This is a genomic window from Streptomyces sp. RLA012, assembly GCF_056270325.1.
On sequence record NZ_JBWDPA010000003.1, the window covers coordinates 125,859 to 143,067 of the forward strand.

General features: G+C 70.7%; 12 protein-coding genes and 2 pseudogenes. 5 read left to right on the forward strand and 9 right to left on the reverse strand.

Features of this window, described 5'->3' with window-relative positions; genetic code table 11:
• Nucleotides 1–305: 305 nt before the first annotated feature.
• A pseudogene (locus tag RV986_RS53165) lies at nt 306–931 on the reverse strand (transposase).
• Between the two features lie 243 nt (nt 932–1,174).
• Between RV986_RS53165 and RV986_RS53170 the strand changes: the two are divergent.
• A complete protein-coding gene (locus tag RV986_RS53170) occupies nt 1,175–2,389 on the forward strand; it encodes an FAD-dependent oxidoreductase (protein ID WP_475924864.1) in 1,215 nt (404 codons plus the stop codon).
• Between the two features lie 577 nt (nt 2,390–2,966).
• Here RV986_RS53170 and RV986_RS53175 read toward each other — a convergent pair.
• The 3 genes from RV986_RS53175 to RV986_RS53185 all read right to left on the reverse strand — a co-directional run bounded on the left by RV986_RS53175 (nt 2,967) and on the right by RV986_RS53185 (nt 5,713).
• The gene (locus RV986_RS53175) at nt 2,967–3,413 is read right to left on the reverse strand and encodes a hypothetical protein (protein ID WP_475924926.1); all 447 of its coding nucleotides are present in this window, start codon (nt 3,411–3,413) and stop codon (nt 2,967–2,969) included.
• 64 nt (nt 3,414–3,477) lie between these two features.
• Nucleotides 3,478–4,752 (reverse strand): multicopper oxidase family protein, encoded by a 1,275-nt coding sequence (locus RV986_RS53180; RefSeq protein WP_475924865.1) that lies wholly within the window; start codon nt 4,750–4,752, stop codon nt 3,478–3,480.
• Between the two features lie 451 nt (nt 4,753–5,203).
• Entirely contained in the window at nt 5,204–5,713 is a 510-nt protein-coding gene (locus RV986_RS53185; RefSeq protein ID WP_475924866.1) for a VIT1/CCC1 transporter family protein, read from the reverse strand.
• Nucleotides 5,714–5,981: 268 nt separating this feature from the next.
• On the opposite strand from RV986_RS53185, the gene RV986_RS53190 reads away from it, so the two are divergent.
• The 4 genes and pseudogenes from RV986_RS53190 to RV986_RS53205 all read left to right on the forward strand — a co-directional run bounded on the left by RV986_RS53190 (nt 5,982) and on the right by RV986_RS53205 (nt 10,782).
• Nucleotides 5,982–7,004, forward strand: coding sequence for a LysR family transcriptional regulator (locus RV986_RS53190; protein WP_475924867.1), 1,023 nt, complete (start codon nt 5,982–5,984; stop codon nt 7,002–7,004).
• Nucleotides 7,005–7,397: 393 nt separating this feature from the next.
• A pseudogene (locus RV986_RS53195) lies at nt 7,398–8,291 on the forward strand (aldo/keto reductase); the annotation flags it as partial.
• On the forward strand, nt 8,288–9,208 hold the full coding sequence (locus tag RV986_RS53200; protein ID WP_475924868.1) for an NAD(P)-dependent oxidoreductase: 921 nt from the start codon (nt 8,288–8,290) through the stop codon (nt 9,206–9,208). The pseudogene RV986_RS53195 and the gene RV986_RS53200, both read left to right, overlap by 4 nt.
• Nucleotides 9,209–9,267: 59 nt before the next feature.
• A complete protein-coding gene (locus RV986_RS53205; RefSeq protein WP_475924869.1) occupies nt 9,268–10,782 on the forward strand; it encodes an MFS transporter in 1,515 nt (504 codons plus the stop codon).
• A 264-nt stretch (nt 10,783–11,046) separates the two neighbouring features.
• Here RV986_RS53205 and RV986_RS53210 read toward each other — a convergent pair whose 3' ends face one another.
• The 5 genes from RV986_RS53210 to RV986_RS53230 all read right to left on the reverse strand — a co-directional run bounded on the left by RV986_RS53210 (nt 11,047) and on the right by RV986_RS53230 (nt 16,864).
• Nucleotides 11,047–13,281, reverse strand: coding sequence for a M4 family metallopeptidase (locus tag RV986_RS53210; protein WP_475924870.1), 2,235 nt, complete (start codon nt 13,279–13,281; stop codon nt 11,047–11,049).
• A gap of 443 nt (nt 13,282–13,724) precedes the next feature.
• Nucleotides 13,725–14,276: a DUF1153 domain-containing protein gene (locus RV986_RS53215; protein ID WP_475924871.1), complete on the reverse strand. Its 552-nt coding sequence runs from the start codon at nt 14,274–14,276 to the stop codon at nt 13,725–13,727.
• A gap of 105 nt (nt 14,277–14,381) precedes the next feature.
• Nucleotides 14,382–14,768 carry a hypothetical protein gene (locus RV986_RS53220; protein ID WP_475924872.1) on the reverse strand — a complete coding sequence of 129 codons (387 nt, stop codon included), beginning with the start codon at nt 14,766–14,768 and terminating at the stop codon, nt 14,382–14,384.
• Nucleotides 14,769–14,905: 137 nt separating this feature from the next.
• On the reverse strand, nt 14,906–15,586 hold the full coding sequence (locus RV986_RS53225; RefSeq protein ID WP_475924873.1) for a hypothetical protein: 681 nt from the start codon (nt 15,584–15,586) through the stop codon (nt 14,906–14,908).
• A 708-nt stretch (nt 15,587–16,294) separates the two neighbouring features.
• On the reverse strand, nt 16,295–16,864 hold the full coding sequence (locus RV986_RS53230; RefSeq protein ID WP_475924874.1) for a hypothetical protein: 570 nt from the start codon (nt 16,862–16,864) through the stop codon (nt 16,295–16,297).
• Nucleotides 16,865–17,209 lie beyond the last annotated feature (345 nt).

Below are 17,209 nucleotides of genomic sequence, written 5' to 3' on the forward strand. Positions count from 1 at the left end.
ACCACGAAACGCAAGAGAACCGCCGTCAACGGGGTCTTCGCCGACGTGGTGGAGCCCGGCCACTTCACCCACAACCCGCTCATCGGTCTGCGATGGACGGCTCCCGAGATGGACGACCCGGTCGACCCCGACTGCGTGCCTGCTGCAACCCGTCCAGGTGCGGATCTTGGGTGCGCAGGCGTCCCCTGGTGGTGCCTCGGCGGCGTTCGCCGTGCTCGCCGTCCACCCGGAGGCGGAGCGGACCCGCCGGCTCGCACGGAAAGGCCGTGAACTCAGGCGGGCATCGCGTCTGCCAAGGCGGTGTCCTACGTGGTGAGGCGGAGCAGCCGCTTGTAGCCGCACAGGGCGGCGGCAAGGCCGAGAAAGGCCAGGTAGTTGCGGGGGCAGCGTTCGTAGCGAGGGCTGAGTCTGCGGTAGCCGGACAGCCACGAGATCGTGCGCTCGATCACCCGACGGCGGCGGCCCAGCCGTTCGCCGGACTCGACGCCTTTGCGGGCGATGCGCACGCCGATGCGTTTGCCTCGTCACCATTTCCGCAGGTGGGAAATGTCGTATGCCTTGTCGGCAGGCAGGCGCTGCGGCTTGAAGCAGCGGCCGCTGTGGGGGTGGTGTCTCGTTCGGTGACCGGCCACCACGGGCTTCGGCCCCTCGCTGTCGTGGACGTTGGCGGCAAAGACGCCGACGTCCAGGGGCCCGCGACCAGATCAGGAACCGGCGATGGGCCGTCGACTTCGATATCCCGAAGCACGGCGGCAGAGCCCGCCAGGCGCACCCTCTGGACCAGCACGTAGATGATCGCCGCGAACAGCGGCTCATCAGGCGTGTTCGGCGTTCCACCACCCTGCGGTCGCACCCGGCCCTCCGGAACCAACGGCCTGGCGAGCTCCCACAAGCCGTCCGGAACAGTCCAACTCCACGTACCCCGCCCCATACACAGACCAACGCGCGAGCACCACGTAGAACACCGTCTCAAGCAGACACCCGACCAATTCGCAGTGGCGTGGCTGGTGTTGGCACTGCGCGGCTCACGGCCGAACCTGTGCTAGCTTTTTTCCGGACGTACAAAAGTCACGGTCCGGTAGGTAGTCCGGATGGCGGTCATGCGCTCGTACAGTGCCGTTGAGGCACGTCCGGTGCGTCCCTTTTCGTTTCATCTTCGAGAAGGGACACAGCTGTGTCGGATCTGCATGTCATCATCGCCGGAGGCGGGCTGGGCGGCCTGGCCCTCGCGCAGGGGCTTCGCCAGGCGGGGATCAGCGTCGCGGTGTACGAGAAGGACTCCACTGCGGCCTTCCGCAACCAGGGCTACCGCATCCGCATCAACTCCGACGGCATCACCGCGCTCAGGGCGGTGCTGACGCCGCAGGCGTACGAGGTGTTCGCGGCTACCGCCGCCACCCCCGGGTCGCGCATGGACGCGTTCGACCACCGGCTGAACCTGCTGCACGCCCAGGAACTCCCGCCCGTCCCGGACCTGCCCGGCGGCGGGCACCTGGCGGTCAACCGCATGACGCTGCGGCAGATCCTGTTGTCCGGCCTGGACAAGGCGGTGCACTACGGTGCCCGGCTGACCCACTACGACACCGACCGGTCGGGTTCGGTGACCGCGTACTTCGCGGACGGCACCAGTGCCACGGGCGATGTCCTGATCGGCGCCGACGGGGTCAACTCGGCCACCCGGAGGCAGTATCTGCCCCAGGCTCAGGTCGTCGACGCCGGACTGCGGCTGCTCTACGGCAAGGTCCCGTTCGCCGGTGACCAGGCCCGAGCCCTGGTCCCGCCCGAACTGCTCGGACTGTGGACCACCGTCATCGGCCCGGGCAAGCGCTTCGTAGGGCTCGCCCCCGTGCAGTACCGCGAGCCCCTGCACCAGGCGACGGCCCGGCTGGCTTCCGACATCGAGCTCAGCGACGACAGCGACTACCTCGCGTGCGTCTTCGGCACCCGACGTGAGCAGATTCCTTGCACGGACGAGGAGTTGTTCGCGATGAACGGCGCGGAACTGAAGGCGCTCACACTCTCCCTGGTGGAGGGATGGCACCCTGGACTGGTCGAGATCGTGTCCCGTCAGGACCCCGCCTCGATCTTCCCGGTCTCGGTGCGCACCAGCGTGCCCGTCGCGACGTGGGAGACCACCGCGGTCACCCTGTTGGGCGATGCCATCCACGTCATGAGCCCTGCCATCGGCGTTGGCGCGAACACCGCACTGCGTGACGCGCGGGTACTGACCGCTCGGCTCGTTCAGGCCGCCGGTGGCCGGCCGTTGGCCGAGGCCCTGCACGCGTACGAGGAAGAGATGACCGGCTACGGCTTCGACGCCGTGCGCGAATCGGCCGCCCGCGGGCACAGCCTGGTGGGACAGGACCCGCTGCCCTCCACAGGGGTGTAGGCGTCTGCGTCCGGCGACCGCCCGCACACCGAACCGTGCGAACCGGTGGCGGGTCCACACCCAGGTGCGGACCCGCCGCCGGGGACGACGGGCGCGAGGACAGCCCAGAACATCAGCGACACCACGACAGACCCGCGGATGCGGGAGCTGTTCGTGGCCACCGCGGGCATCCCCCGCCAGGACGCGCTGCTGTTCGACGAGCCGCTCACCCCGGGCCCGGCCCGCGACCTCAGCGACTCCCCCGGAGACGGCAACGCCGCCGGAGATGTCCCGGAACACCTGGTGGCGGACCGCTCGACCCTGCGCAGGATCCTGTTCACCGGACTGGAGAACGTGGCGCGCTTCGGTGCCCGGGTCACCGGCAATCACCGCGACCCGGATGCCGGCATCACCGTGGACCTTGCGAACGGACACCGAGCCGAAGCCGGCGTGCTCATCGGCGCGGACGGCATCAACTCCGCCGTGGCTGCCCACCGTGTGCCGCACCTCACCACCATCGGCCTTGAGGCACGGCACATCGCCGCGAAGATCCCGCTCACCGACAAGGCTGACTTGCCGAGTCCTGCCAGGGAGGTGGTCAGCCCTGGTGGAGCTGTAGCCACCGGCCGAGGGCGGCAAAGTCCTGGTCTGTCAGACCGTATCGCGGGTCGATTCGGTGCGGGAGGACCCGTCCCGGGTGGTGGGCCTCTGTCCAGGCCCGATCCCGGTCGGTGATCTCATCGTCGATCCACGCAAACGGACGTCCGGCCGCCCAGTCGAGCAGGGGGCGGGTTTTCCAGTGGAGTCCGTCCACCGGAGCGTCGTTCGCGGGGTCCGGCCAGTCCACCACGGGCAACTCCGGCAGGCCGAGCCAGGGGGCGATGCAGTCGTTCGCGTCGGACATCCACGTGGTGGCCCACACCAGCGTGCACGGCAGCGCCAGCAGCCGCGGCCCGAGCGCGGGATTGATCCTGGTGTTGGCTTCCTCCCCCTCGTGAACGAGGGGGAGGAAGCCAAGACGACCAGCATGTTCGCGGGCGGGCACCGTGTCCGGCGGTAATCCGCCGTGGCATTCGATCACGTCCCGCCGGCACCCGTGGCTCGATGCGTCACTTGACGATCTGCAGCACTGCCATCATGCCCGCGTCCTCATGGTTGAGGATGTGGCAGTGCAGGACGGACTTGCCCGTGTAGTTCTTGAACTGCATCCGGATGACGAACTCGCCCTTGGCGGGGACGCTCGCAACATCCTGCAAGCCATGACCGTGGTGGGGACGGCCGTTGATGCTCATCAGCTGGAAGTGGTCGGTGTGCACATGGAAGGAGTGCTCCTCATCGCTGACGTTGCGTACGGTCCACTCCTCGACCGTGTTCAGCTTGGCCCGGATGTCCACCCGGTTCGGGTCGAACTGCTTGCCGTTGATGTAGAACTTGGTGCCGCCCTTGTTCTCGGAGAGCACGACGGTGCGCCGTACGGCGATCGGAGCGTTGCTCAGGTCCACGCCGGGCGCGAAGGACGAGGTGGGCAGCGGCGCCGGGCGCGCGGAGCCTCCGTCGGAGACCAGGGTGGCCAGGGTCGCCTGCGGGAAGGAGTTGCCGGCCGGTCCGGTCGTGTACGGGAGCGTCTGCAGCTGGGTACGGCCGGCCGGGCCGCCCTGTACGAGTACGTCGAAGCGGGCGCCGGCCGCGAGGAGGAGCGAGTCGCTCGTCCAGATGCGGTCGACGGGGGTGCCGTCGTGAGCGATCACCTGGAATCGCTGTCCTTGCAGGTGGACCTTGTAGTAGATATTGGCGCTGACGTTGGCCAGCCGCCACAACTGGGTCTCACCCTGCCGGATGCGGATGGTCGGGTTCAGCTGGCCGTTGACGGTGCGGTTCGTGGGCGCGCCGATGTGCAGGTTCTGGGTCCTGACCGCGTCGCCCTGGACCTGGAAGTCCTTGAGCGCGATGACGTGTTCGGTGATGTGGCGCAGGTCGGCCGGCAGGTACTGCTGCAGCCCGTCGACGACGAGGATGCCCGACATGCCTCCGGCGACCTGCGGTGCGGAGGTGAGGTGCGGGTGCGGGTGGTACCAGTAGGTGCCGGCCCGCAGCGTGCGGGGGAACTGGTACGAGTAGTGGAACGTCTCGCCGGGATTGACGTGGATGAAGATGTTGTCGGCGTTGCCGCTCGGTGAGACATGAAGTCCGTGGACATGCAGGTTGGTGACCTCGCTCAGGGTGTTCTTCAAGGCCAGGTCCATCTTGTCCCCCGGCCGGATCCTGAGCGTGGGCGGCATGTAGCTGCCGTTGTAGGTGAGGGCCCACATCTTGTGGCCGCCCAGGTCCACCTGCCGCCTCTCCACGACGAGTTCCGCCCGCAGCAGCCCGTTGCGGCTCACCATCTGTGCCGGTTCCTTGAGCGGGGAGCCCTCCGTGAAGGACGGTGCCTGTGACGAGGGGAGCGAGTTCAAAGGCGTGCGGCCACTGGTGCAGCCACTCATCAGGACGGCGACGGCAAGGATCAGGGCGGCAGTGAGGCGAGGCGACCTGGACCGGTATTTCATCAAACCTCCACTTATCTACGCCATATACCGGATATACCTCACCATGAGTGTGTATCCGGCCACGGTCGGCGCGGCGTGCGATAAGCCGTCAGAACGACGAAGTTCACCTGCTGTCCCTCGGACAAGCAGCCGGTCGGGCCTTTCGCCCTGGTCCGTTGTGTGCTCGGGCCCCCTCATCGGCATGGCCGGTCACGGCCCGCTCGGGTACTTCGGCGGGGCTCTGCCGCGGGGCCCTGCCGCGGCGGGGCTCGATTACCGGCGGGCGTCAGCACGGTGGTTGGGGGTCCCGTCAGCTGACCGCACCGAGCATGGCGCTGACGCCGGCGATGATCGCTCCGCCGATCGCGATGGAGACGAACGAGCGCAGGAAGCCGGTGCCGAAGAAGCGCCACCGGATCCAGGCCAGGCTCACCAGTTCGAGAGTGATCGTGGCCAGTGCCACGGCGAGGGCAGCATGGTACTGCGGGATCAGGAAGGGCAGGGTGTGCAGCACTCCGCCGAGGAAAGTGCCTGCCCCGGTGATGGCTCCGCGCAGGTAGGGGTTGCCGCGGCCGGTCAGGTCTCCGGTGTCGGACAGGCCTTCGGAGAAGGCCATGCTGACACCGGCGCCGATGGCGGTGGCCAGCCCGGCGAAGAACGCGTACCGCGGCTGGTGCGTGGCGAACGCGACGGCGAAGATCGGCGCCAGCGTGGACAGCGAGCCGTCGATCAGTCCGGTCATGGCGGGTTGCGCCCGCTGCAGGAGGAACGAGCGCCTGTTGTCCTGGTGCTCGGACGGCCGCAGTAGCGTCACGGTCATGGTGTGTCCCTAAGAATTATTGTCGTCGGCGGTCATGGCTCTTGAGGGCGCCGGGGCAGGCAGGAGCGTCAGGGCGGCGCCGCCGGACGGCGGACCGTGAAGCCTTGCCGGGCCCGGCAGGACAGGGCCCGCCCCTGGCGCCCCGCCAGCGGGTCGCTGCCCCCCGTGGCGCGGTCGTGTTTCGACGGTGGCAGACCCTGACGGCCCCTGGTAGCGGCCGTAAACTTGAGGGGATACAACCCCGGCTTGCAGCTGGGAGGACGGTGCCATGGCACTCAGCACGCACGTCCCCGACCTGGCCGCGCTGGAGTTGCTGCTCGGCGTCGCCCAGAAGGGCAGCCTCAACAGCGCCGCCAGGGCGGCGGGGGTGAGCCAGCAGGCGGTTTCGGCACGGATCAGGGCGATGGAGGCCCAGACCGGCGTCACGCTGGTGCACCGCAGTCCGCGCGGGTCCAGGCTGACTGCCGAAGGCGTCATGATCGCCGAGTGGGCCGCCCGGCTGCTGGACGTCGCGGCCGAGGTGGACGCCGGGATCGCCGCCCTGCGGGCGGACCGGCGCGCCCGGCTGCGGGTGAGCGCCAGCCTGACCATCGCCGAACAGCTCCTGCCGGGCTGGCTGGCCTCCTTCCGCGCGGAAGGACGGGTGGGCGATACCGCCCCGGAGATCGTCCTGACAGCGATCAATACGGCCACGGTCATCACCCACGTCACCGAGGGCACCGCCGACATCGGATTCACCGAGGGCCCACGGCGGTCGGCCGGGCTCCACGGCAGAGTCGTCGGCCACGACCGGCTCACCGTGGTCGTCGCTCCGGACCACCCCTGGGCCGGCCGCCGCCGACCGGTCGGCGCCGCCGAGCTGGCCGCCACCCCGTTGGTGAGCCGCGGGAGCGGTTCCGGCACCTGGGACACCCTGGCGGCCGCGCTGGCCGCCGCGCTCGGCCCCGGCGCCTCCCAGGCCGGCCCGGCGCAGTGGCTGCCCACCAGCGCGGCAGTCCGCGCGGCCGCGCTGGCCGGCTCGGCACCGGCGGTCATCAGCGAACTGGCCGTCGAGGACGACCTGGCCACGGGCCGGCTCATCAGGGTTCAGACGCCGGAACTCGACCTGAGCAGGACCTTGCGCGTCATCTGGGACGGTGCCTCCAGCCCGCCCAGCGGTGTGGCACGGGATCTGGTCACCCACATCCTCACCCACCCCGATCAACGACTCGGCAGCGGCAGCAGGCGGACGCGCCGGCCCACGACCGGCCGCGGGCCCGCGACCGGTACCGCCCGCCGTCCCACCCGGTGACCGCGCCGACCGGGCCGGCCCGGCGCACATGACGACGGAACACGCGTACGGCCGCCCGCCCGCCTCCCCGGCCCGCCCGGCCCCGGAGCCGGCCCGTTTCCCGCTTCGGCGGCCCGACCGCTCGGGTGGCGGCCTCCCGCTCAGCACATGAGCAGTGCCGGCCCACCTGGGGCACTGCCCTCCGCCGGTCACAACGCCGGGTTGTATCCCGGCAAGCAAACGGCCCCTACCGGCCGGTTCCCGCGGATGTGAGTGTCGAGAAAGAAGGCCTCAGCCATCAAAGGCTCCGGCCGTCCAAGGAGGACGACATGCAGACGGTGACACTGGGGGCGACCGGCCTGAAGGTGACCCCCCTGGCCTACGGCACCTGGCAGTTCGGCGGGGACTGGGGGACCCGTGGACGAGCACGCGGCGCGCGAGGCGATCGGCTGTGCCAGGTCGATGGGCATCAACTTCTTCGACACCGCACAGGCCTACGGGTTCGGCCGGTCCGAGCGGCTGCTCGGGGCGGCTCTGGCCCACGACCTGCGCTCGGCCCGTGAGTCGGTGGTGATCGCCACCAAGGGCGGACTGCGCATGGACGGCGACCGGCTGGTCCGGGACGCCGGCCCGGCATGGCTGCGCAAGGGTGTCGAGGCCAGCCTGGAAGCACTGGGCACCGACCACATCGACCTGTATCAGGTGCACTGGCCCGACCCGGGCACCCCCATCCCGGACACGGCCGCCGCGCTCGCCGAACTGGTACGGGAAGGCATGATCCGCCACGTGGGCGTCTCCAACTACAGCCCCGCGCAGATCGCCGAATTCGCCACGGTGCTGCCGGTGGCAACCGTCCAGCCGCCCTACCACCTCTTCCGCCGCGACATCGAAACCGACCTGCTGCCCTATGCCGCCGCGCACCGCATCGGGGTGCTGGCCTACGGACCGCTGGCCCACGGACTGCTCGGCGGGGCCCTCACCGAGGACACCCGGTTCGATCCCGGTGACTGGCGCGGCGGCCATCCGGCCTTCACCGGTCCCGGCTTCGCCCGCAATCTCGACGTCGTCGCGGCGCTTCGCGCCTTCGCCGCCAATCGCGGCGCATCGGTCGCCGCGCTGGCGGTGGCCTGGGTGCTGGCCCAGCCGGCCGTCCAGGTCGCCATCGTCGGCGCCCGCACCCCGGCCCACCTGACGCAAAGCCTCAGCGCCCTCGACCTGACCCTCACCCGGTCCGATCTGGCCGAGATCGACCACATCATGGCCGCCGCGGTACCGGTCGGCGGCCCCACCCCGGAAGGCATGGCATGACCACCCCCCAGCCCCTGGCACCGCACAGCACCCCGGCCCGCCCGAGCGGCGGCCACCGCACGAAGACACCGGTGATCGCGTTCCTGGGCACCGGCCGGATGGGCGGCCCGATGGCCGCCAACCTGGCCCGCAGCGGCTTCGAGCTGCGGGTGTGGAACCGGACCACCAGCCGCACCGCGGCCCTCGGCCGCCTCGGAGCGTTCGTCGCACACAGCCCGGCCGAAGCCGTCGAGGGCGCCGGAATCCTCATCACCATGCTGGCCGACGGGCCCGCCACCGAGTGCGCCGCGACCGGCCCGGACGGGTTCCTGACCCGGTTCCCCGGGCTGATCTGGGTCCAGATGGCCACCATCGGAGCCAACTGGTCGGCCAGACTCGCGGTCATGGCCTCCCGGCAGGGAGTGACGTTCGTGGACGCTCCGGTCTCCGGCAGTCAGGGGCCGGCCGAGGAGGGACAGCTGCTCATCCTGGCCGGCGGGCCCGACCGGGTCCATGACGTCCTTGCACCCGTGTTCGGCGCGCTGGGCCGGGCCACGCTCTGGCTGGGGCCGGCCGGCGACGGCACCAAGGCAAAACTGGTGTTGAACAGCTGGCTCGTCGACCTCGTGGAAGCGACCGCGGAATCCCTGTCCTTCGCCGGCCGCCTGGGCCTGGACCCCGCCTCGATCGTGGAACTGCTGCAGTCGACCCCGCTCGGAAGCCCGTATGCGGTGCAGAAGGCCACCACCATGCTGGCCGGCGACTTCACCCCCGCGTTCGCGCTCAAACACGCCCTCAAGGACGCCGAACTCGCCGTGCAGGCCGCGCACGCCAGCGGCACCCGACTCGCGCTCACAGAAGCGCTGCTGCCCCGCTGGCGGAACACCGCCCTCGTACACGCCGACAACGACCTGTCCGCGGTCTACATCACGGCCTGATCGAGCCGGCGCAACGCATCGAGCCGGCGCAACGAGGCGCAACGAAAGGACGCACGGCGATGAAGACGAACGCCGCCCCCACCGGCCCGGCCACGCGGTGCGCGGCGGCGACGCGGCCCCCTGACACCGTCACCGCAGCGGCAGACCAGGAGGCCCCCGGCACCGCCGCCGCCCGGACGGCCGAGCACGGACGGCTGGGGCTGGCGCTCATCCTGGTCGCCGCCTTCATGGTGGTGCTGGACTTCAGCATCGTGAACGTCGCGCTGTCATCGATCCAGCATGAGCTCGGCGTCTCGGCCGCCTCGGTGCAGTGGGTGGTCACGGGCTACGCCATCGCCTTCGGCGGCCTGCTGATCCTCGGCGGCCGGGCGGGTGATCTCTACGGCCGCCGGCGCCTGTTCCTCGCCGGGATCGGCGTGTTCACCGCCGCATCACTGGCCGGCGGACTCGCCCGCGACCCGGTCCTGCTGATCGCCTCCCGCGTGGTGCAGGGCAGCGGGGCCGCGATGGTCGCGCCCGCCGCACTGTCACTCATCACCACAGGCTTCCCCGAAGGCCCGCGCCGGACCAGGGCACTGGGCCTGTACGGTGCCACGGCGTCGGTCGGCTTCGTCGCCGGCCAAGTGCTCGGCGGCATACTGGTGGAGTTCCTCAGCTGGCGCTCGGTGTTCCTGGTGAACGTTCCGGTGGGGCTTGCCGCCCTGCTGCTCGCCCCCCGTACCCTGCGGGAGTCGAGATCGCCGCGTGCCGGGCGGCACCTGGACGCTTCGGGTGCGCTGCTCATCACCCTGGCTGTAGGCACCCTGGTCCTCGCCGTCTCCCGGAGCGGCGGCGCCGGCATCGGCTCGGCCGGCGTGCTGGTGCCGCTCGCACTGTCCGCCCTGGCGGCGGCGGCATTCGCGGCGAACGAACACCGCCATGCCGACCCGCTCGTGCAGCCGGCGCTGCTGCGTCTTCACGGGCTGCGCAACGCCGGCGCCCTCATGCTGCTGCTCGGCCTGTGGAACGGCGGTGAGATGCTCGTGCTGTCCGTGTATCTCCAGCAGGTCCTGCACATGTCCCCGCTCGCGGCCGGACTGACCATCGCCCCACAGGGAATCGTCGGGCTCGCGACCGGTCTGCTCGGCGCCCGGTTGGCACGGCGCCTGGGCATCCAGCAAGTGCTGGTGGTGACCGGAGTCGCCGCCACCATCGGCTTCGCGGTCCTGACCCAACTCCCCGGGGGCGGTGGATCCCATCTGCCGCTCGCGGCGGTGGCGCTGGTCGGCTGCGGTACGGCCGGCATGGCATTCGGCAGCATGGTCACCGCCAGCACCGGTGTCGCCGACCGCGACCAGGGCCTGGTCGGCGGAGTGATCAACACGAGCCGGCAGCTGGGCGCCGCCATGGGAGCAGCACTGCTCCCCGCCGTCGCCGACGCGGTCGACCGCACGCGGCACACCTCCATGGCAGTCGGCGACCGAGCAGCCATGCTCGCCGGGCTGGCGGCGGCCGTCCTTGCCACGCTGGTGGCGGCGAACGCCTGGCGTCAGTCACGCCACGACGGCGTCGCGCGATGCGCACCACGGACTTGATCCGCTCCCCGGCGACCGGCGCCGCGGCCGCGCGAATGGCTACGACCTTTCAACGCCGAATCAACACCGAAACGACACCCAGGACGACCCCCAGAACGACACCCGGCAGGTACTGCGGTTCCCCGTGCCGTTCGCCCTTGCCGGCCGGTGCGGCCGGGCCGGCCTTCTCGAAGTGGCCGCACATGACGATCCCCGACGCCTGCTCCCGGGCCTGTGGTGCCCGCCGGCACCACAGGCCCGGCACCACAGGCCCGGGAGCGCCGGTCAGAAGGTCAGCTTCCAGCTGTCGATGTAGCCGGTGTCGACCGGGTAGAGGTCCTGGACACGGAGCTTCCATGTGCCGTCGGCCGGTTCGGCGGAGGCGTCGACGGTGTACGTCGTGCGTACGTCGTCGTCGGAGTCGCCGGAGGCGTTCTTCAGCCGGTAGGCCGTGCCGCCGGGGCCGACCAGGTCGATCACCAGGTCGCCGCGGTAGGTGTGGACGATGTCCACCGAGACCTGGAGGGCGCTCGGGGCGTTGCCGGTGCGGCCGGTCACGACGAGCGGGGACTCGACCGGATCGCCCGCGTCGGGGACCCGCACATTGCCCGGATTGACGAAGAAGTCGCCGCCGGAAGCGATGACGCTCCAGGCGAAGCCGGCCTCGGCCTCGGCTCCGGCTCCGGCTCCGGCGCTCACCGTCACGGTCGGGGTGAACTCCCCCGCCTCGGCCGGGATGCCGGAGATCACACCGGTCTCGTGGTCGATGGCCAGCCCGTCGGGCAGGCCGGTGGCCTCGTAGGTCAGGCTGTCCGAACCGCTGGTGTCCGCCGTGACCTTCAGCGTGGCGGGCTGGCCGACCGCGGATTCCTGGCTGGAGGGCGCCGTCATCGCGACGTGGTTGACGAAGCGCGGGCCGACGTTCACTGCCGCCCAGGTGTTGCCGACGGCCTCGTACTCCCCGCCGGACCGGCCGAACAGGTCGGCGGCGGCCTGGAGGGTCGCGACGCGGGCGCCCGCGTAGTCGGTGGTGGACGTCATGTAGGTGGTCAGCGCCCGGTACCAGACGTCCGTGGCGTTGCGCAGGCCGAGGCCGGGAACCGGCTCGCCGTCGTAGGTGGGGCTGTTGTATCCGACGCCGTTGACGGTCTTCTGCCCGCTGCCCTCGGCGAGGAGGTAGAAGAAGTGGTTCGCCACGCCGGAGGAGAAGTGCGGGTCGAGCCCTTCGGTGTCGGTGGACCAGTAGTCCTGCGAGAGGCCGTCCTTGGAGGGCTGGTCCATGTAGCGCAGCGGGGTGCCGTCGCCGTTGATGTCGATCAGTTCGCCGACCTCATAGTCGGGCACGTCGTGGGGGTTGTCGGCGAAGAACTCCACGGCGGCGGCCATGATGTCGCTGCTGCCCTCGTTCAGGCCGCCGGACTCCCCGTTGTAGTAGTACAGGTCCGCCGTGGCGCTGGTGACGCCGTGGGTCATCTCATGGGCGGCGACGTCGAGTTCGGTCAGCGGGTTCGCGTTGTTCTCGCCGTCGCCGTAGAGCATGCAGAAGCAGTCGTCGTCCCAGTAGGCGTTGACAACGTTGTTCCCGTAGTGGACCCGGGAGGACGAGCCGACGCCGTCGTTGGCTATGCCGTTGCGGCCGAACCGGTCGCGATAGAAGTCCCAGGTCTTCTGGGCGCCGTACGCGGCGTCCACGGCGGCGGTCTGGCGGTCGGCCGGGTCTCCGTCGCCCCAGATGTCGTCGGCGTCGGTGAAGAGCGTGCCGGTGCCGCTCGTGGCGCCGCCCAGGTCGTACGTCCTGTGGCCGCCGCGCTGTGTGTCGGTCAGTTCGAAGACGTCTCCGTTGCGTGTGCTGCCGAGGTCGACCTCGCCGTTGAACTGGCCTTTGCCCACACCGGGGTGGATGGTCTCGAACTCCCGCAGCTTCTTGCCGCTCTTCGCGTCGGTGACGACATGCACCTCGCGCGGAGAGCCGTCGTCCTCGACGCCGGTGACCACGGACTCCCAGGCGAGGGCGGGCGCGCCGTCGGCCGCCCAGACGACCAGTCGCGGTGTCCCGTCCGCCTGCACCTGCCCGGTGCCGTCCGCCCTGGCGGCGGCAAGCGCCGACTTCTTCGCCGTCGACGCGGCGACCGTGGCGTCGGTCGTCGGTACGGACACCGCGGCGTCGGTCGCCTTGCTGACGGTCCGGCCGGCGCCGCGCTGATGGACCACCAAGTCACCGCCGAGGACGGGGAGTCCGGCGAAGGTGCGCTCGTAGCGGGTGTGGACGGTGCCGTCGGCGTCCTTGATGACGTCCTTCGGCAGCAGCTTCTCCTTGGCGCCCAGCTTCAGGGCACCGGCGGTGGCGGTGGCGGAGTTCGCCGCGGACTTCAGCAGGCTGCCGCGCTGGGCCGGGGTGAGCGGGACGGGAGCCGCGCCCGCTCTGGGCTCCGCGGTGATCCTGGCCTGGGCCGGGGCCCGGTCCGGCTGGGCGGACGCTCCGGCCGCCGGTGCGGCCGCGGCGGCGATGAGGGCGGTCACGACGACCAGCGCACCTCCCGTGGCGCGCTGGGGACCACGAGGCAGTCTGGACCTGCGGGGACGTAAGGATCTCGGCACTCCTGCTCCTTCCGGCCGCCCGACGGCGGCCGTGTGGGAAAACCGGACGGTGGTGTCGGCCATCCGGGGAGAACGTGCGATGGGGGTCGTGCCGCACGGCGTGGAGATCTTCACATCAAAAGGTTGTCAATGTCATGCTCTAAACAAGCAGTTGTCTGGAATGAGGTCTTGCCATTCGCGTCCGAACAGGCATACGGCGAGGGCGACATGCGCCTTTACACGGCGTAAACAACTGCCTCACAGGTGTCTCCTCGGCCACATCGGCCGCCGGCTCGCGCAGAAGCGGCGGTGCGGCACGGACCCGGTTCACGGCGCTCGCCCCGCGCACCGCCGCCTGTGCCGGGCCTCGCGGACCTGGCAGTGCGCTAGCTCTGTTTCGCCAGTGCGGCCCAGTCGTGGGCGCGGTACTGGTCGATCCAGGTGTCGATCTCGTGTACCGACATCTTGTATTTCTCGGCGGCCTGGGCGCTGGTCGTGGGTCCGTGCAGGACGACGAGCACGATCCGTACCTTGTCCGCCGGTGTGAGTTTCTCCTTCGGCTTGTCCGGCAGGTCCTCGAACCGGGAACAGCCGTGTGCGCCGGGCTTGCCGGGCTCACCCGGCTGACCGGGGCCGCCGCCCTGGCCGCCGGCGTCACCGCCCGCGCCGCCGTCGCCGCCCTGGACTCCGCCGTTGCCGCCGGCACCGCCGTGGCCGCCCTGGCCGCTCGATCCGCCGTCGCCGCCCTTGCCGCCGGCGCCACCCGTGCCGCAGTCCGTATCGGGGCCGTCGCGGCCAAGGAAGTCAACGACCCTGGCCGAGTGGCCGGGGCCTGCCACGGCGTGGTGCGGTACGTGCACGGCGCAGGCGATGCCTGCGGCGAGTGCCAGTGAGGCTGTCGCCCGGATGAAGGGACGCTGCCAGAAACTTCTGGGCATGAGGGTTCTCCGTTCTTTCGGTGGGTGAGGTGTCGTCCCGGGCGCTGTGCCCCTGGGCGCCGCAGGTTGGGCGGGGCCGTTCGGAGGGGCGTGGGCCTGTGGCGGTCATGGCAGGCTGCCGCCCGAGGTGCCCGCGTTGCCGCCGGCGCCTCCTGCGCCGCCCTCGATACCGCCGTCGCCGCCCGCACCGCCGTCCCCGCCCCGGACACCGCCGTTGCCGCCTGCGCCGCCGCTCCCGCCCCGGACCTTGCCGTAGCCGCCGGCGCCGCCATTTCCGCCCCGGACCTTGCCGGTGCGGCCGGCACGGCCCTGCTTGCCGCTGTTGCCGCTGTCGGTATCGCGCTCTGGGAGGCCGGCGGCCCCGGCCCCGGCCCCGTGGCCGGCATCTGCTGCGGTGTGGTGCGGTGTCTGCGCGACGGCGGCGATGCCGATGGCGAGGGCCCGTCTGACTGTCGCCAGGGTGAAGGGACGCTGCCGGAGACTTCTGGGCACGAGGGGGCTCCGTTTCGTTCTCGGAGGGGCGGGGTGGAGGCCGTGAAGACCTCCACCCCGCCCGGGGTGGTCCGGCGGCCCGGACATGAGGGGCCGTCCGGGCCACCGGCCTGTGACGGCCGGATCAGGCTGCCGCCCTAAAGCGCGTCGCCACCGGGGCCGCCGTCGCCGCCCTGGGTGCCGCCGTCACCGCCGGGGCCGCCGTTGCCACCCCGCTCGGTGCCGGTGCCGCCGGGGCCGCCGTTGCCACCCTTGCCGGCCGTGCCGGTGCCGCCGGGGCCGCCATCGCCGCCCTGCTTGCCGGTGCCACCGGGACCGCCGTTGCCGCCGTCCTGGCCACCGTCACCGCCGGGGCCGCCCGTGCCGCCCTGATCAGCGCCGTTACCGCCGGGGCCGCCGTTGCCGCCCTTGCCGTTCGGGCTGTTGCCGCCGGGGCCGCCCTCGCCTCCCGTCTTCTTCGGGGTCTCTTCGGGCGGGTTGCCTCCCTCGTGGCCGTTACCGGTGCCGTCACCGTTGCCGTTGCCGTGCCCGTCACCGTTGCCGTTTCCCTGGCCGTTTCCGTGCCAGTTGCCGTTGCCGTTGCCGTTGCCGTGCCAGTTGCCGTCGTGGTCGTTGCCGTGATTGTTGCCGTGGTCGTGGTTGCTCACCTGGGCAGTGAGGCTTACTGCCGGCGAGGCCGGCATCGGGGCCGCCATCGCGGAGGAGGCCGGCAGGATGGCGACCCCTGCCATGAAAGCGCCCGAGGCGAACAGCGTCGCCAGGCGCACGCCCCGGCGCTTGGGGCGGGCATTGCTGTGGGTGTCAACGTTGCGGGTCATGGTTTCTCCTTCTGATGAAACGGTGTTCTCTGACGTTCCCCGGTAATCCGGGATGAGGGCCGGTGAACCGGCTGCGGTCTTTTCCTCGAACGGGGAGAGATCCCCTTCTGATGGAAAGCGGAAGATCCCCGGAAAAGAATTCTCCTTGCCGCGGAGCCTCGTTTTCCTTTCCGGTGAGGCCGCACTTCAAGTAAGCCCGATCGGCACAGCGCGGTCATGTTCCGGCAAGTCGTGACTTGACGCAGTCGTAAGCGTCGGGTAAAAGCGCGCAAAAGGCGCCACGGCGCAGCGGACCGGCCGCTTTCCGACCCCGGCGACGGCCGGGCTCCGGCAGCACGCACACCGTGACGGCACACCACCGCTCCCCCGGACCGGCCCATGAGCGCCCCGGCCGCGGCGCCCCAGGCCTGTCATGCCATGCCGCACGCAGGCACCGCACGACGCGCACGGCAGCCCCGCCGTGCGTGCTCCAACTTCCCTGCGCCTGACTGCGCTTGAGGTGACTTCACACAGACACTCGGCCGCCCTGGGCCGGGGGCGCAGTGGTGCCGGACGGAAACGGCATACGCCCGAGTGACCGGTTTCGTGTGACGGGTTCACGGCTCGCAGCAAAAAGCAGGGAAGGCGATCCATGTCGGCGGATCGCCTTCCCTGTCCTGCTCGGCAGGAGTCCCCCTTTTTTTCTCTGCATCCTGGAGGGACGGAGGATCAGTTGGGTCCGTGGTCGCCCGTGTCGGTCGAGGCCGGGTCGCCGCCGTACGGGTCCGGCGTGGGGGAATCGTACGGGTCCGGTGTCGGGGAACCGTGCGGGTCCGGCGTCGGGTACGGGTCGGGCTCCTTGGGGCACGGGGGGCCGCCCTTGCCGCCGCTGCCGGAGCCGCCGCGGCCGCCCTTGCCGTCCTGGCCGCCGCAGCGGCCCTTGCCGCCGCGGCCGCCGGCACCGCCCGTGCCGGCATCGCCCGGCGCCGTACAGACGGGGGTGTCGGTACCGGTGCCGTTGCCTCCGTCGCCTCCGTCACCTCCGTCACCGGCACGGCAGTAGTCGTCGTGGTCGTCATGACCCCAGCGCCCGTCATGGTCGTCATGGCCGTCGTGGCCCCAGCGCCCGTCATCGTCCTTGTGACCGTCGTGGTCCTTGTGGTCCGAGGTGATGACCGACGAGCTGTGCGCGGCCGGTGCCGCAAACGCCGCGGAAGCCGGTATCAGGACGCCGCCGGCGCCCAGGAGGGCGGAGGTGGCGACGACGACCAGAGAACGCGTCCAGATGGTGTCATTCATAAGAATCTATGTCCTTCTTTGCACGCTCTCACCGGTGTGAGAAAGAGCAAAAAACTCGGTTTTCACTGGGCGGATTCATGAGGCGCGGCCCGGGAATCCGGTCGGCAGGACGGCTGTGCCGCTCATTTCCTTTCCGGTGGGCCCGCACTTCCAGTAGGCCCGAGCAGCACGATGTGGTCACGTTCCGGGAAATCGTGGCTTGACACAGCCGAAGGTATCGGGCAGTCGCCCGAAAAGGCCGACGTCCGGTCGCCGACGGCATCGGCCGGCCGGCAGCCGTGCAACCCCTGTGCCGTGTGACTCGTCTTCATCACCGAACGGAACAATCCGACCTTCCGTACCAAC

What these genes read in the sequence shown, in the direction of transcription:
- RV986_RS53180 (WP_475924865.1), bottom strand. Translation starts at nt 4,752, where the DNA reads ATGGTGAGCCGCAACGGGCTGCTGCGGGCGGAACTCGTCGTGGAGAGG.
- RV986_RS53185 (WP_475924866.1), bottom strand. Translation starts at nt 5,713, where the DNA reads ATGACCGTGACGCTACTGCGGCCGTCCGAGCACCAGGACAACAGGCGC.
- RV986_RS53190 (WP_475924867.1), top strand. Translation starts at nt 5,982, where the DNA reads ATGGCACTCAGCACGCACGTCCCCGACCTGGCCGCGCTGGAGTTGCTG.
- RV986_RS53200 (WP_475924868.1), top strand. Translation starts at nt 8,288, where the DNA reads ATGACCACCCCCCAGCCCCTGGCACCGCACAGCACCCCGGCCCGCCCG.
- RV986_RS53205 (WP_475924869.1), top strand. Translation starts at nt 9,268, where the DNA reads ATGAAGACGAACGCCGCCCCCACCGGCCCGGCCACGCGGTGCGCGGCG.
- RV986_RS53215 (WP_475924871.1), bottom strand. Translation starts at nt 14,276, where the DNA reads ATGCCCAGAAGTTTCTGGCAGCGTCCCTTCATCCGGGCGACAGCCTCA.
- RV986_RS53225 (WP_475924873.1), bottom strand. Translation starts at nt 15,586, where the DNA reads ATGACCCGCAACGTTGACACCCACAGCAATGCCCGCCCCAAGCGCCGG.
- RV986_RS53230 (WP_475924874.1), bottom strand. Translation starts at nt 16,864, where the DNA reads ATGAATGACACCATCTGGACGCGTTCTCTGGTCGTCGTCGCCACCTCC.